This window comes from Paenibacillus sp. Soil787, from assembly GCF_001429545.1.
Taxonomy (GTDB): Bacteria; Bacillota; Bacilli; order Paenibacillales; family NBRC-103111; genus Paenibacillus_E.
The window spans coordinates 163,905-178,438 of the sequence record NZ_LMSP01000044.1; the positions used below are offsets into that span (position 1 = coordinate 163,905).

At 42.2% G+C, this 14,534-nt stretch carries 15 protein-coding genes; 12 read left to right on the forward strand and 3 right to left on the reverse strand.

The features are described from left to right. Nucleotides 1-169: 169 nt before the first annotated feature. The 9 genes from ASG93_RS27040 (at nucleotide 170) to msrA (ending at nucleotide 8,581) form a co-directional block, all read left to right on the forward strand. Nucleotides 170-712 (forward strand): NAD(P)H-dependent oxidoreductase, encoded by a 543-nt coding sequence (locus ASG93_RS27040; RefSeq protein ID WP_056837075.1) that lies wholly within the window; start codon nucleotides 170-172, stop codon nucleotides 710-712. Between the two features lie 429 nt (nucleotides 713-1,141). After that, nucleotides 1,142-2,452: an MFS transporter gene (locus ASG93_RS27045; RefSeq protein WP_056837077.1), complete on the forward strand. Its 1,311-nt coding sequence runs from the start codon at nucleotides 1,142-1,144 to the stop codon at nucleotides 2,450-2,452. A 1,091-nt stretch (nucleotides 2,453-3,543) separates the two neighbouring features. Next, nucleotides 3,544-4,251 carry a DUF7002 family protein gene (locus ASG93_RS27050; RefSeq protein WP_056837079.1) on the forward strand — a complete coding sequence of 236 codons (708 nt, stop codon included), beginning with the start codon at nucleotides 3,544-3,546 and terminating at the stop codon, nucleotides 4,249-4,251. 173 nt (nucleotides 4,252-4,424) lie between these two features. After that, complete coding sequence (locus ASG93_RS27055) at nucleotides 4,425-5,339, forward strand: hypothetical protein (protein WP_056837081.1); 915 nt, start codon at nucleotides 4,425-4,427, stop codon at nucleotides 5,337-5,339. A 337-nt stretch (nucleotides 5,340-5,676) separates the two neighbouring features. Next, a complete protein-coding gene (locus tag ASG93_RS27060) occupies nucleotides 5,677-6,000 on the forward strand; it encodes an NIPSNAP family protein (protein ID WP_056837083.1) in 324 nt (107 codons plus the stop codon). 21 nt (nucleotides 6,001-6,021) lie between these two features. After that, the gene (locus ASG93_RS34505) at nucleotides 6,022-6,258 is read left to right on the forward strand and encodes an NAD(P)H-dependent oxidoreductase (protein WP_082615120.1); all 237 of its coding nucleotides are present in this window, start codon (nucleotides 6,022-6,024) and stop codon (nucleotides 6,256-6,258) included. Continuing rightward, complete coding sequence (locus ASG93_RS35485) at nucleotides 6,242-6,454, forward strand: DsbA family protein (RefSeq protein WP_156411058.1); 213 nt, start codon at nucleotides 6,242-6,244, stop codon at nucleotides 6,452-6,454. The genes ASG93_RS34505 and ASG93_RS35485 overlap by 17 nt, the downstream gene beginning before the upstream one ends. Nucleotides 6,455-6,555: 101 nt before the next feature. Beyond that, on the forward strand, nucleotides 6,556-7,488 hold the full coding sequence (locus ASG93_RS27065) for a manganese-dependent inorganic pyrophosphatase (RefSeq protein ID WP_056837085.1): 933 nt from the start codon (nucleotides 6,556-6,558) through the stop codon (nucleotides 7,486-7,488). A 109-nt stretch (nucleotides 7,489-7,597) separates the two neighbouring features. After that, entirely contained in the window at nucleotides 7,598-8,581 is a 984-nt protein-coding gene (msrA, locus tag ASG93_RS27070) for a peptide-methionine (S)-S-oxide reductase MsrA (RefSeq protein ID WP_056837086.1), read from the forward strand. 315 nt (nucleotides 8,582-8,896) lie between these two features. Here the strand turns inward: msrA and ASG93_RS27075 are convergent, their stop codons facing one another. After that, nucleotides 8,897-9,145: a hypothetical protein gene (locus tag ASG93_RS27075; protein ID WP_235550976.1), complete on the reverse strand. Its 249-nt coding sequence runs from the start codon at nucleotides 9,143-9,145 to the stop codon at nucleotides 8,897-8,899. 48 nt (nucleotides 9,146-9,193) lie between these two features. After that, the gene (locus ASG93_RS27080) at nucleotides 9,194-10,084 is read right to left on the reverse strand and encodes a cation diffusion facilitator family transporter (protein ID WP_056837088.1); all 891 of its coding nucleotides are present in this window, start codon (nucleotides 10,082-10,084) and stop codon (nucleotides 9,194-9,196) included. A 236-nt stretch (nucleotides 10,085-10,320) separates the two neighbouring features. Here ASG93_RS27080 and ASG93_RS27085 point away from each other — a divergent pair, with 236 nt between their 5' ends. The 3 genes from ASG93_RS27085 (at nucleotide 10,321) to ASG93_RS27095 (ending at nucleotide 12,426) form a co-directional block, all read left to right on the forward strand. Next, entirely contained in the window at nucleotides 10,321-10,962 is a 642-nt protein-coding gene (locus ASG93_RS27085) for a hypothetical protein (protein ID WP_056837090.1), read from the forward strand. Between the two features lie 31 nt (nucleotides 10,963-10,993). Then, on the forward strand, nucleotides 10,994-11,263 hold the full coding sequence (locus ASG93_RS27090; protein ID WP_056837092.1) for an HPr family phosphocarrier protein: 270 nt from the start codon (nucleotides 10,994-10,996) through the stop codon (nucleotides 11,261-11,263). Nucleotides 11,264-11,391: 128 nt separating this feature from the next. Beyond that, nucleotides 11,392-12,426: a Gfo/Idh/MocA family protein gene (locus ASG93_RS27095; protein WP_056837094.1), complete on the forward strand. Its 1,035-nt coding sequence runs from the start codon at nucleotides 11,392-11,394 to the stop codon at nucleotides 12,424-12,426. Nucleotides 12,427-13,276: 850 nt separating this feature from the next. On the opposite strand, the gene ASG93_RS27100 is transcribed toward ASG93_RS27095, so the two are convergent. Next, a complete protein-coding gene (locus ASG93_RS27100; protein WP_056837096.1) occupies nucleotides 13,277-14,173 on the reverse strand; it encodes a YitT family protein in 897 nt (298 codons plus the stop codon). Between the last annotated feature and the right edge of the window lie 361 nt (nucleotides 14,174-14,534).

Genomic DNA, 14,534 nt, shown 5'->3' on the forward strand with positions numbered 1-14,534 from the left:
CATGAATTGCTCCACATGCATTCGCTGAAAATACGCTGATGTGTAAGCCCATCAATTTCTAGCTGGTATTGAATAGTTGTGGGTTTCTTTTTAGATAATAATAGAGTAAACACGATCTCCTTAGTTATAAAAATATTCCAAAATAAATGATATGAAATGGAGCGACAAAATGAAAACTTTAGTAATTGTTACTCACCCGAACATCGAAGCGTCTAACTGGAATAAAGCATGGGTACAGGAGTTACAAAAGCATGATGATATCACTATTCATGAGTTATATAAAACGTACCCTGATGAAAATATAGATGTTTCTAAAGAGCAGCAATTGATTGAGTCACATGATCGAATTATTTTTCAATATCCGCTTTTCTGGTACAGCACGCCGCCTTTACTCAAAAAGTGGTTTGACCAAGTATTACTTTATGGTTGGGCTTATGGACCGGATGCTACTAAGATAAAAGGTAAAGAAATAGGTGTTGCAATTTCAACATATGGTACCGAGGCATCGTATCAAGCAACCGGGTTTAATCGCTTTACACTTCAAGAAATATTGCGACCAGTAGAAGCACTTGCTCATTTTATTAGTGCCACTTATCTGCCTCACTTTTCTCTAAACGACACCTCGGACGTCACGGAAGAGCGACTAGCAAAGAGCAGTAAAGATTATATTCATCATATTAAAACTGTGAAGCCAGCAGTAGTGCATTCATGAAAGATTTAATCATTTTTTTCCATTGATTGAGAAAATATACACGGCTTATTTGAAGATGGTATTAATTACGGTGGGCAAAAACTAAAACCTATCGTTCACCGATGAAAAACCAAACAACAGTCCAAAGATTTTTGAATAAATCTTTGGACTGTTGTTTATTTCTACATTAGCCTTACTTATAAATTTAATTGATTTTGGACGCTTTACGGCGTTTACATTTAACGATGGAATTATAACATTTTAAGTTGATATTTCTGCATCTTAAGTAAAAACGCTTTCAAATAAAGAAAACCTTGTTATAATGACCTCATCTAGAACAGTTTGATAACAACAGCTCAAATTGAGGAGGGAGGATTCAAGATTAATTAAAAGAAATTCTAGACGCTTTCAAATAATAAATATGGCATGACAATTTTGAGGAGGATAATAATGACTCAAACCGTTGAACGTGCGAAAACGCGAAGCATCGCAAGCAATATCTTCAAAGGTTCGGTTGGAAATTTGATAGAATGGTACGACTGGTATGTCTATACTGCTTTCGCTGTGTATTTCTCGGCACAGTTCTTCCCAAAAGGAAACCCGACAAGCCAACTGTTAAATACAGCAGCGGTCTTCGCTGTAGGCTTCTTAATGCGCCCGATAGGGAGCCTGTTGCTTGGTCGATATGCCGATCGTCATGGCCGCCGTGCTGCGCTAACGCTTTCCATATCTGTTATGGCCGGAGGGTCGCTGATCATTGCCTGCACGCCTAGTTTTGGCACCATTGGCGTGCTAGCCCCCGTTATCTTGGTTCTTGCTCGCCTACTTCAAGGATTGTCGCTAGGTGGAGAATATGGAACGTCGGCAACGTATTTATCTGAGATGGCTAGTAGTGGCCGCCGTGGATTCTACTCGAGTTTTCAATATGTAACACTTATTGCCGGACAGTTGGTGGCACTCGGAGTCCAGATCATCCTACAGCAAATGCTCAGTGAACCTGACATGAAATCATGGGGCTGGCGGATTCCTTTTGTCATCGGAGCAATGGGGGCACTGACCGTATTATGGCTTCGTCGCACGATGGACGAATCAGAGCAGTTCTCGAAAATGAGTTCTGAAAGCCGTGATAACGCCGGGACTGTTCGGGCTCTGATGAAGCACCCCAAGGCAGTGCTGACAGTGATTGGACTAACTCTAGGGGGAACCGTTGCTTTCTATACTTACACGACGTATTTACAAAAATTCATGGTGAATACTGTGGGACTACACAAAGAGACTGTGAGTTGGATCAACTTTATTGCCTTGCTGGTATTTGTCATACTACAGCCGCTCGCTGGCATGCTATCCGACCGGATCGGTAGACGCCCGCTGTTGATCAGTTTCGGTATCCTTGGAACATTATTAACGGTGCCGTTGTTCCTGATCATGGAACACACGAAGAGCCCTATCGGTGCTTTATTGCTTATGTTAGTGGGTCTCATTATTGTTACCGGTTATACATCTATCAATGCCATCGTGAAAGCCGAACTCTTCCCGACAGAAATCCGTGCTCTTGGCGTGGGTTTCCCATACGGACTCACCGTCGCGGTTTTTGGCGGGACCGCGGAATTCATCGCATTATGGTTCAAGAGTATTGGAGTCGAGTCGCTCTTTTACTATTATGTAGCTGTCTGTATTGGCATAAGCTTCTTTGTTTATTGGCGCATGGGAGAGTCTTCAAAAGTTTCCCGGATAGAAGCCGAACTCGACGCTAAACATTAAACAATTGATAATAAGTTCATTTGCACTATTGGCAAAAATACTGCGTCTTTATGAGTTATGCAGTTGAAGTGAATTTTTGTAAATATCCCTGCATAGGAGCCCACTGGAAGTTCGGTATCCATGATCTGAATGGGTATTCTAGTTCTTGAGTGCTTGTGCTTCACCTTAACGGACACAGTAGCGCTTATTTGCCCGTAGTAGCGTCCAATTGGATGGATTTTTATGAAATAAGGTCCACTGTGTCCGTAAGAATCGAGAAACAGTGGTTAATCAGCAAATAAAGTCTTTGGTGTCCGTTAAACATAATTTAAACGGAAAATTTGCCACCGGATCTGGTTCTTTCCATTAAAAGCACTTTTTTGATGGAAAACCTACTGCAGTAACAACCTTTTTTGTGATTCCGAAGAAAATACTGCACGGAATTAACTGGAGATTTCCAGATGATATGATCAACGTCTTAGCAACTAGTCAATTACAGGTATATGATCTTATATTATCGTTAATTACGGCCGTTTTAGCAGGAAATGGATCAAATTGCATAGGTCATATCTTCCATTGTAAAAATCCAATAAAATCCAAAAATCCCCATCCTAATTATCATCTAGAAGCAGTTTCATTGGAAAATATCCAACAGAACGTGTCATCTCCATCGCAAATGAGAGAAAACAGTGGATAAATTCCAATGGACCAGGGGTTTTTCCAGTAATTCACTTCAATTGCATAGATCATGTGCGTCTTTATGCATTACCAAGGATTGTAATCTCTTCTCTTAAGGAGTGATTACAATTTTTTTACTTTTAAGTTCTCTTCAATGCAACCTGAGCATCATTATTAGATAGTCGTCAGCATTAAATTTCACATTATAGTATTGAATTGTCATCCAGCGCAATCTCGCTGCACAATTGCAGCTTCCAACCCCAGGAACCTATAGAAATTATGCATCATTATGATAGAAAAAAGGACATTGATAGTTGATATGTTGATTTTTATAATTAGATTACATCACGCGAAGAATCAATCGGACACAAAGCAATTAAATTAGGATGGAATTAAAGACACTAGAAATAAGATAGGATAAGGGAGATCATGGTATGAACGATTCAATTGTAAAAAAAATAACGAACAGCTCAAAAAGGAAGTCACTATTTCATTTTACGAGAGTCCGCAACTTGCCTTCAATTGCACACCTTGATGCTTTGTATTCATGTAATCAGGTTGATCCTGACTTATCAAATGAAAGACGGATAGTCAGTAGAGAAATACATTTTCACGGAAATATTTTTGTAGCAAACGCCCATCTACGAATTGCAGATAAAGTTATGGATGAAAAAACAACTCATAGGCAATTTCATAATTATCTGGACCAGCACGTATTTTTTTGGCCAACGCAAAGAGATTGTCAAAAAATGCTGGAGATTTATTCAAGAAGAGAACCAGATGAAGCATTTGCTATCCTTCAATTGGATGCACATTCCTTGCTTTGTGACTTCTATGACACTGTTAAGTTGTCTAAGTACGATTCGGGAAGCTCACCTCGTTACCCAACTCGTTGTTCCTATAAAAAAAGTCTGCAAATGTTTTTGCCACTAGACCAATTCGAGATTGTCCGGGAAAATGATGTGCCTTCAAAACCTTCTGAGATACGCGAGGTCCTTGTGGAAGAGAAAGTAACGAACTTGTCCCGTTATTTACAGACCGTTTATTGTGAAAATAGTAAGGAGATTCCCGAAAAATGGAGGAAGTATACACAATCTTTTCAGGATTTTAAGAATCGAGTCATTATGTTGGATCGCGTATAAAATCCATTCGTCAACGGATAATACGTATGATTATCCAATTCAAGAGTCAGAACGTCGATATCGATAACGATTTTGAACAAGCCTATTAAGGATTGAATTGTTATCTCAGTGACAAAAGAACCATTACAGATTCGTCATGTAGTGGACTTGTCTCGAAAAGGAGAACGATTGAAATGATTTGGAATATCCTAAAATCCAGAAGTTTTTTATCAGCATACATTTTAGTCATTCTCATGCTTGTTGCTGCTGTAGTTCTACAACAAAAGGATATACTTTTCCCAGAAATCGCTGGTATGGCCATGGGGGTTATGGTGTTTCCTGTACCGCATTGGATGAAGAAGCCGGTTCACCTGTGGCTTTCCCCAACATTAGGTGCATTCATTGGCACCTCTTTGAACTATTTGTCCCTAATGCCTGTGCCGAAAATATGGTTTGGTCTTGTGATTATTGTCATTCTAATGCATATATTTCGCGTCAATTTTGGACCAACGATTCCTGCTACATTGCTGCCGATCTTTTTAGGTCTACATGAGTATGTTTTTGCAATCACAACTGCTGTCTTTACGTTTGTGATTATGTTTGCTGCTTTTAGATTGAGAAATCCAGAGAAGTTGTCTGGTGATCCGCAGCATTTTCGAAAGAAAACGGATACGGTTATCATAACCATTGTTTTAGCTCTTTGGATTGGGCTGGCATTCGCAACAAGATTAGAAGTTTTAGTGGTTCCACCTGTATTTGCCCTCATTTTCGAGGTCTTTCATGCTAAGGAATTTACCTGGAAATCGATTCCATCTCGTTTGGCGGTATTGACGACAACGGCAATTCTTTCAGTCGGAGTCTATCACTTGTTGGCAGGTTCAATCATTTGGGTTGGTGTCGTAAATGTTCTGATTACACTCATTCTTTGTAATTTGTTTAAAGTACCTGTTCCTGTTGCATTTGGCGTCTCGTTGATGCCTCTTATATTCCCAGTATGGGGGACCTGGGGTTTTCCAGTTGGTGTCTTTGTCACAACAGGAGTTTTGATGTGTATTTCTGCAGCATACCGTCAATTCAAAAACAAAAAGGAATACAACAAGAAAGATTAGGTATCTGAAATTGAGATGCTCGATATCATAATTATGCATTATACGTGATAACTGGAATCGTTGTATAATGTATGAGTAAACAAAGTAATGCTAAAGAAACCTGAATATCCGGTAGTATCTAATAAAAGGTAGAAGCTTCACTTTAAGGTGCGCAATTACTTGCAAGAACTTTTCGGGATTTAAGCAAGTTTGATAGCATTGCCGATAGATTAATATCCGCTTTAACATAAAAAAGAAGGCGGATTTTTTTATAAATATAATTTTATCTTTTAATAGATAGACAAAAACTTTTCGAAAATAGTAAACGAACAATTTTTCTAAATGGAGGTGGGATGAGATGTTGTATGAGCTGCGAATTTATGATGTTAATCCTGGCAAGATGAAGGTTATCCAAGACAGGTTCAGAGATCATGTTATTCAATTATTTATGAATCATGATATGAAAGTGACGCATTTCTGGGAAGATTCGGAGGATGCGAATAACCGTCTTTATTACGTTGTTGAGCATGACAATATGGAAATGCGTAACCTTAACTACGAGCATTTCCGCAACGATCCTGAATGGATTGAAGTAAAACGAATCTCAGAACTTGATGGACCCTTAGTTAAGAAGCAAGAAAGTATATTTATGAAAAACGCATCATTTTTCGATAACAAATGAAAATCATGCAGGAACCTTGCGATCTCGACCTATGGTACGGAAGAGTCGTATCAAGCAACCGGGTTCAATCGCTTTACGCTGCGAGAAATATTGCGACCAATAGAAGCGCTTGCTCATTTTATTAGTGCCTCTTATCTGCCTCACTTTTCACTAAACGACACTTCTATCGTTACGGATACGGATGAACGATTAGCACAGAGCAGCATCGATTACATTAATCATATTAAAAMKGTAAAGCCAGTTGTGGTTAGTTCATAACGGGATCACTGACGATGCTGCTGCTGAACACAAAATGCGGCTTATTAAAAGCGATGGGATTGAAAAGGTTGAATTAGGACAGCGGAACGCGGAAAAGCTGGGGATCAGAGGGGTTCCTTTCTTTGTAATTAATGAGAAGGTCAACTTATCTGGACTACAATCTCCTAATGGATTTATGAAAGTGTTTGGATATTGACGGACAATAACGGTAGTAGTGGATTTACCGAGATTTTTTAGTATAATCGTAAATAGAGATGATAAGCTCTAACTATACTATTTCGGTTAAGGAGTCGTACAATGTCAAAAACACTAATTTTCGGACATAAAAATCCGGACACTGATTCAATCACATCCGCAATTGCTTATGCTGCACTGAAAACGAAATTAGGGCAAGAGGTTGAGGCTGTTCGTCTTGGCAGTGTGAATGGTGAAACTCAATATGCTTTGGATACTTTTAAAGTTGCAGCGCCTCGTCAAGTTGAGACTGTAGCGAATGAAGCAGCTAATGTTATCCTGGTAGACCATGTTGAGCGCCAACAGAGTGCTACTGACATCGATCAAGTACGTGTTGTGGAAGTCATTGACCACCATCGTATTGCTAACTTCGAGACTAGCCATCCGCTGTACTACCGCGCAGAGCCAGTTGGTTGCACAGCAACCATCCTTAATAAATTGTACAAAGAAAACGGAGTTTCCATCGATAAAGATATCGCAGGTTTGATGCTTTCAGCTATCATTTCGGATTCCTTGTTGTTCAAATCACCGACTTGCACGGAGCAAGATGTTGCCGCTGCTCGTGAACTTGCTGCACTTGCTGGCGTTGACGCTGAGACTTATGGTCTGGAAATGTTGAAAGCCGGAGCAGATCTAAGCGACAAAACAGTTGCACAATTGATTTCTTTGGATGCAAAAGAATTCCAAATGGGCAGCTACAAAGCCGAAATCGCACAAGTGAATGCAGTTGATGTTAACGATGTTCTTTCCCAGCAAGCTGAGATTGAATCCGCGCTTAATGCCATCATCACTGAGAAAAAGCTGGACTTGTTCTTGTTTGTTGTGACAGACATTCTTAACAATGATTCCGTTGGTCTGGCTCTTGGACGCAAAGCAGATGCGGTGGAGAAAGCTTACAACGTTACGCTTGTAGACAACAAAGCGCTGCTCAAAGGCGTAGTTTCACGTAAATCTCAAATCGTGCCTGTTCTTACGGATATCTTTAACAACCTGTAAGATTCAGCTTTATTATTGAAGACACCGTTCGGGATGAACGGTGTTTTTTGGTTATTTGCTCATCTTTTGGTATGATAGAAGGGAATTGAAAGGAAGAGGTGAAGATGAGATGGTTGATAACGTTCAGCAAGGCAATTATGAAAAGGCAACTTTCGCTGGTGGATGTTTCTGGTGCATGGTGACACCATTCGAGGAGCTGCCAGGAATTATATCCGTTGTGTCAGGTTATATTGGCGGTCACACAAGCAATCCGACTTATAAAGAAGTTTGTTCGGAGACAACAGGTCATGCTGAAGCTGTTCAGATTACATTTGACCCCGAACTTTATCCTTATGATAAATTACTTGATACATTTTGGCGTCAGATTGATCCCACAGATAGCGGAGGTCAGTTCCATGACCGCGGATCGTCATACCGAACTGGTATTTTTGCCCATAGTGACGAGCAGAAAGAGAAGGCTGAAGCCTCCAAGCAAGCCCTCCAGGATAGCGGCCGATTCGATCGTCCTATCGTAACCGAAATCGTTCGGATTGATGCGGAAGCCTTTTACCCCGGGGAAGACTATCATCAAGATTATCATCACAAAAATCCGCAGCATTACAAGGCCTACCGCAAAGGTTCAGGACGTGATTCCTATATTGAAAAGCATTGGAACACAGCCAAGGATAAAGCTGAGCGTAAGCAAAAATTAACACCGATTCAATTTGAAGTAACGCAAAATAATGCGACGGAACGGCCATTTGAGAATGAGTTCTGGGACTCTCATGAGAAGGGGCTGTATGTGGACATCGTATCGGGCGAACCGTTATTTAGCTCCTATGACAAATTTGATTCGGGCTGTGGCTGGCCTAGCTTCACGAAACCGGTATTTGAAGGTAGTGTGAAAGAGAAAACGGATACTAGTCATCTCATGGTACGTACAGAGGTGCGAAGCCATGAGGCTGACTCCCACTTAGGTCATGTGTTTAATGATGGTCCAGGGCCTGATGGTCTTAGATATTGCATAAATTCAGCTGCACTTCGTTTTATTCCTTTAGCCGATCTGGAGAAGGAAGGCTATGGCGCTTATCTTCGTTTTTTTGAGGAGAAGTAAGACATGAGATTTACAAAAAAGACGCTAATCAGGATGAAGATCCTGGCTAGCGTCTTTTTCATTGTATAGGAAATTATGGGGTAATATGAAAGATGTGGGTTTGTGGATAAGTTTTGTAAAATGAACTGGGGGATAGGAAGATGAACAAGTAATATCTTACAACAAGAAAAGGACGGTCAGCGGAGAAGTCGATTTCCGCGCTTAAACAGTACGGACGGTTAGTTGAGAAGTCAATTCCGACCTCTCCGACACTGTCGACGAGCTTCGGCTCGCAAAGCTCCCGCTATAAGCGCGTTTTCTGCGCTTATTTGTTCTTTACGTGGAAGCACGATTGACTACATAGATAATCAGGGCAAGCACTCCAAGGGAAATTGCAATCACATAGAAAAACGTAAGACGGGACCAATTTCCTTTGGTTTTGTTATCATATTCGGGATTGCCTTCTTTATTTGTTCGTGAGTGACCAATGATCACTGTAAATAAGACTGCTGCTATTAAAATGACAGAAAAGATTAAATAATAAGGATTGCTTGACATCTCAGCACCGCTTTCTGTTATTTTCATGTTGTTGAGCCCATAGTTATCTTATTTTATCAAATGAAAAATGGACTGTTATTCTTTGTACCAAGGGTTCAAATGGATAAGGACTTCATCGACGTCACCATGCTGTTCCATAATGGATTTCTTGATAGCACGGGAGATATCATGCCCTTGTTGGATCGTGAGCTCACCGGGAATCGCAACTCTGGCATCTACTAAAATGTAATGACCGTGCTCCCGTGCACGAATACGATCGATTCGTTTTACCTGTGGAACCGCTTGGATTAATAGCGTATATTGGTGCAGCTTTTGTTGATCCACTGTTTTCTCCATGAGGACATCAAAGGCTTCTTTGCCCATTTCCACAGCTAATTTCAAAACCAATAATGAAACGATAATTCCCGCTGCTGCATCTCCGTAAGATAACCAGTGAATGTTATAAGTTTTACCAACAAAGGCCAATCCAATTCCAACAACTGCCGCCAGAGAGGCGTAGACATCGGCTAGGTGATCCTTGGCAGTTGCAATTAGCCCCTTACTGTTCGTTCTACTGCCAATCTGCATCGTATATACATAGAGGACGTATTTCCAAACCATAGACACTGCTGCTGCAATAAAGGCAATTAAGTTTGGTGTTAGAGGCTCATGGAAAAATGCGGCTGTCGAATGATAGGCAATATAAATGGCAGCTAGCGCAAGGATAAAAGCTACAAATCCCGACCCTAAAACCTCTGCTTTGCCATGGCCGTAGGGATGGTCTTCATCGGCTGGAAGTTTGGAAATTTGCATGGCACTCAGTGCTGCGATCGTGGCGATAATATCACCTGCGTTATGAACCCCATCAGCTAATAAAACTTCACTATGAAACAGCAAACCAATTACGATTTTCATGATGGTAAGAATGATATTGCTGATTAGCGATAGCCATATCGCCCAAACAGATGATTTGTTGTCGTTGTTCATCAATGATGACCTCCTACAGAAGTGTTTCCCCAAGGAAAAAAAATCCCTTGACCAAGGGTCAAGGGATTAGCTTCATTTTTATATGGGAATCTAGCAAATTATAATAGGGCATGTTCAACACTTCACTTTACACAAATATCTTTGTATAATACCACACATAGCAGCAATTAACAAATTATGATTCCGTCGCCTTCACGTAGGTAAAAACAAGATGGAAGGGGAGCAGAAATAGTTCAATGTTAAAGATTTGGTTGAATGAAATTGAACACCAATTGCTCCCGAACTTGGAGCTTTACAGTAAGCAACCTTACGATCCAATTGTTGTACATTATATACCTAAGCCATGGAAGATTGTTGGTTCTGGTAATTATGCAGCCGTACTTGCGCATCCGGATTACCCTGAGGTTGTTGTTAAAGTATATGCGCCAGGCAGACCGGGCATCCAAGAGGAAACAGAAGTATATAGACGTCTAGGGAAACATCCCGCATTTTCAGAATGTTTGCATGCAGGAGATAATTATTTGGTACTGCGCCGTTTGACAGGCGTTACTTTATACAAATGCTTGCATCGAGGGATTCCGATTCCACGCCAAGTCATTACAGACATAGATGAAGCACTTGCTTACGCTGTTAGCAGGGGCTTAAATCCGCATGACGTACATGGGAAAAATGTGATGATGAAAGATGGCAGAGGATTAGTAGTCGACGTGTCTGACTTTCTGAAAAGCGAATATTGTCCCATGTGGGACGATCTCAAAAATGCTTATGATCATTTCTATTATCCATGGGTCCGTAAAATGCCCATTCCCGGCTTTGCACTGAATGTGGTTCGGAGAAGCTATCGCACATGGAAGAAATACCGTAGAAAGAGCAAGTGAACAGAATTTTATATAAAAGGAAGGTTTGATTATGAGAGTACATGAATTTGAGATCCATTCCGATTTACAACGAGCCGATTTATCGGTCATCTCTGCAAAGTCTTCTCATTTTATTTCGGATATTACGATAGACTTTGAGCTTGATCATAAACATCACATTGTGGATGTGAAAAGCCTGCTTGGCATGCTTCTAGTCCCAATCAAAGCGGGAACAACACTTCGTTTGCTCACAAAAGGCAAAGATGAGGAAGAGGCCATGCACTTTATGTTTGATTTGTTTGCGCCATACCGCGGGGATTAATGACTGGGCACAATATTTGACCCTATTCTCACAAGATTGGATAGAGATTGTCCCTAAGAAAAGGGATAAAATAAGCGTATTAAGGAAGCTATACGCAATTTAGGGATGATATTGGAGGAATGTGCGAGATGAGTAAGTATCACATCGTGGTCGTTGGTTGCGGCAGCATGGCGAATGTATGGGTCGAGTATATGTTAAAACGTGAGGATAGCGACATTGTCGCGCTTGTTGATATTAAGACGGAATTCGCACAAGCCATGGCTGACCGCCATGGTCTTACCTGCGGCGTCTATACCAGCCTGGAGCAAGCTATTCAGGAAAGCGGCGCTAATCTCGTGCTGGACATCACAATTCCGTCCAGCCATTTCCAGGTGTGCGGTACTGCACTCCGGCAGGGATGCGACATCTTCGGTGAGAAGCCGATGGCGGCTACAATGGCGGAAGCGCGGGAGCTGGTGCAGCTGGCGGAGCGAACGGGGAAGTCCTTCTCCGTCATGCAGAACCGCCGCTACGACGCGAATATTCGCGCACTGCGGGAGATCATTAACGCGGGCACGATCGGCCGCGTTGGTTATGTCGGCGCCGATTTCTTCTTGGGGCCGCATTTTGGGGGCTTTCGCGAAGCGATGGAAAGCCCGCTCATTCTAGACATGGCGATCCATACCTTCGATCAGGCTCGGTTTATTACGGGGGCAGACCCCGTCTCGGTGTACTGCCAGGAATTCAACCCGCCCGGCTCGTGGTACGCGGGGAATGCCTCTGCGATCTGCATCTATGAGCTGTCTGACGGCTCTGTGTTCTGTTACCGCGGCTCCTGGTGCGCGGAAGGGGCGCCAACCTCTTGGGAGGCGGCTTGGCGTGTGACCGGCGAGCAGGGCACCGCTCTGTGGGACGGAAGCGGCGCACCGTATGCCGAGATCGTCGCCGGCGGCGACCAAGCCGGCAAGTTCATCCGCGACTACACGAGAGTGGACGCGGAAGTGAACTGGCCCGGCCGCAGCGGCCACGCCGGCTGCCTGGACGAGATGTTCGCGGCGCTGGAAGAAGGCCGCCGCGCGGAGACGGACTGCCGCGATAACATCAAGAGCATGGCGATGGTTCTTGGCGCGCTCGACAGCGCAAAGCTTGGCCAGAAGGTTGATCTTAGAAACTACTGGAACTAGGATGCTGTATGTGCAGCTGCCTCAAGGTGGCAGGTGAAGCATGCTGATTTGTTGATGTCTACGTTACTTCTTGCTAGGGTGGTATCCTTCTACCCGCAGCAGTTACGCTGGCACTTACAGTATATGCACCAATTCGCTCAATGCTTGGGACAAAGATGTACAGAGCTAGCTACTCCAAGTAATTAATGTTATTATGCGAGTTCATATTGGATTTGTAACAAAGTGGCGAGTGGTCAACCGACAAGATGCAGAATGTGCAGCAAATCTCAGATTATTTTATATATGAAGAAGATTATATGCATTAGGTACATCCAATTGCCACATTTTAAACAGATATGGGCCAAATGCTTCGAATTAGCTGTACTTTTTGCAACAACGTACGTGAAATCGTCGTTTTAATCAAAATTAGCTGTAATTTTTGCATCAAACATAAAACTTAGGTAACCGAATCAGCTGTAGACTCTTGAATGCAGCTCCATAACGCTGATTTTCACCGCTAAAGTGCCGCTGTGCCCGCAAAGTGGCGCCATAAAGATGAAAATCATTCTTAAAGTAGCCGGAGACGAGAGAATTCCCTCATTTGCAGCTCCATAACGCTGATTCTCACCGCTAAAGTACCGCTGTGCCCGTAAAGTGGCGCCATAGAGATGAAAATCAATCTTAAAGAATCGCCCAACTAGGCGAATTCCATTGCCCTATTCTGCCAAACAAAGAGGTTAAACAGAAAGTCCTGTTTAACCTCTTTGTGCGTAGATAAGAGAGTATAAGTTTTATACTTTTGCTTCGCATCTACCTTGACAAACGCGCTCGTCCCTGAAGGACGACGGAGCCGTTTATCTTTGTATTCCCTTTAATGAATATCTTTCTTTTTAAATCTTCCGCCTTTAACATCATGAATATTGCCTATGGCGAGGAAAGCTTTGGGATCCAATTCGTCCAAGATGGACTTCAGCTTGGCTTCTTCCAATCGGGTGATGACGCTGAAAATCACTTTCTTGTCATCTCCTGTAAAGGCGCCTTCGCCCTTGAGGTAGGTTACGCCGCGGCCAAGTCGGGACGTTATGGTGTCCCCAATTTTGTCGGATTCATCGCTGATGATCCAGACGGCTTTGGATTGATCCAGGCCTTCGATGGTGATATCAATCATTTTGAAGGCAATGTAATACGCAATGAGCGAGTACATCGCATGATCCCAACCGAAGACAAAGCCTGCGCTGGCCAGAATAAACAGGTTGAAAAACATCACGATTTCGCCGACGGAGAATGGCGACTTTTTGCTAAATACAATGGCTACAATTTCTGTTCCATCGAGAGAACCACCTGAGCGAATGACTAATCCTACACCGATACCAAGTATGATTCCACCGAAAACTGCAGCAAGCAAAGGATCAATGGTAATCGCTTGTACCGGATGCAGCAGGGAGGTTCCTATGGACATAAGGACGACAGAGAATAAGGTGGAGATGGCAAATGTTTTGCCGATTTGTTTGTATCCTAAAAGTAAGAAGGGTAAATTCAAAATAACGAGAAAGACGCCTAATGGGATTTTTGTCAAATGAGAGAAGATGATTGAAATACCTACAACGCCGCCATCAATAATATTGTTGGGGACTAAGAAAATTTCCAAACCAATTGAAAATAAGGTTGATCCGACGATCATGAATAAAATTCTACGAATAAATTTAATGCGAGTTATTTTTTGATGTTGAGAGCGTGCTTGCTCAGCTCCAGCTGTTAGGTTTGACATGAAAGGTTCCTCTTTTCCACATTTTCATACAATTGAGTTCTAATGAATAATGAAGGAATGAGGCCCGTGTAACCCGATATGAATTTGAGGAAAGCTAATAAGATACCTTTCAGTCGCTCCCATATTTTGGATAATATAAAAATAATAAAAACAACAAATACGGTCATCTCATATTGTTTATCATAATCTTCGTTCCATTGAATCTTGTCTTCGTGAGCTCGTAATGTTTCTCTGGATGGCGGATGTGCTTGAACGGTTAAGACATGGGTTGTATTAGATAGAACGATGCTATCGGTATCGAAAGAATAGTGGTGCGAAATTGGCGGTGTCAAAGGAAATACGAACAACCCAAGAATGATCC

What these genes read in the sequence shown, in the direction of transcription:
- ASG93_RS27040 (WP_056837075.1), top strand. Translation starts at nt 170, where the DNA reads ATGAAAACTTTAGTAATTGTTACTCACCCGAACATCGAAGCGTCTAAC.
- ASG93_RS27045 (WP_056837077.1), top strand. Translation starts at nt 1,142, where the DNA reads ATGACTCAAACCGTTGAACGTGCGAAAACGCGAAGCATCGCAAGCAAT.
- ASG93_RS27050 (WP_056837079.1), top strand. Translation starts at nt 3,544, where the DNA reads ATGAACGATTCAATTGTAAAAAAAATAACGAACAGCTCAAAAAGGAAG.
- ASG93_RS27055 (WP_056837081.1), top strand. Translation starts at nt 4,425, where the DNA reads ATGATTTGGAATATCCTAAAATCCAGAAGTTTTTTATCAGCATACATT.
- ASG93_RS27060 (WP_056837083.1), top strand. Translation starts at nt 5,677, where the DNA reads ATGTTGTATGAGCTGCGAATTTATGATGTTAATCCTGGCAAGATGAAG.
- ASG93_RS27065 (WP_056837085.1), top strand. Translation starts at nt 6,556, where the DNA reads ATGTCAAAAACACTAATTTTCGGACATAAAAATCCGGACACTGATTCA.
- msrA (WP_056837086.1), top strand. Translation starts at nt 7,598, where the DNA reads ATGGTTGATAACGTTCAGCAAGGCAATTATGAAAAGGCAACTTTCGCT.
- ASG93_RS27075 (WP_235550976.1), bottom strand. Translation starts at nt 9,145, where the DNA reads ATGAAAATAACAGAAAGCGGTGCTGAGATGTCAAGCAATCCTTATTAT.
- ASG93_RS27080 (WP_056837088.1), bottom strand. Translation starts at nt 10,084, where the DNA reads ATGAACAACGACAACAAATCATCTGTTTGGGCGATATGGCTATCGCTA.
- ASG93_RS27085 (WP_056837090.1), top strand. Translation starts at nt 10,321, where the DNA reads ATGTTAAAGATTTGGTTGAATGAAATTGAACACCAATTGCTCCCGAAC.
- ASG93_RS27090 (WP_056837092.1), top strand. Translation starts at nt 10,994, where the DNA reads ATGAGAGTACATGAATTTGAGATCCATTCCGATTTACAACGAGCCGAT.
- ASG93_RS27095 (WP_056837094.1), top strand. Translation starts at nt 11,392, where the DNA reads ATGAGTAAGTATCACATCGTGGTCGTTGGTTGCGGCAGCATGGCGAAT.
- ASG93_RS27100 (WP_056837096.1), bottom strand. Translation starts at nt 14,173, where the DNA reads ATGTCAAACCTAACAGCTGGAGCTGAGCAAGCACGCTCTCAACATCAA.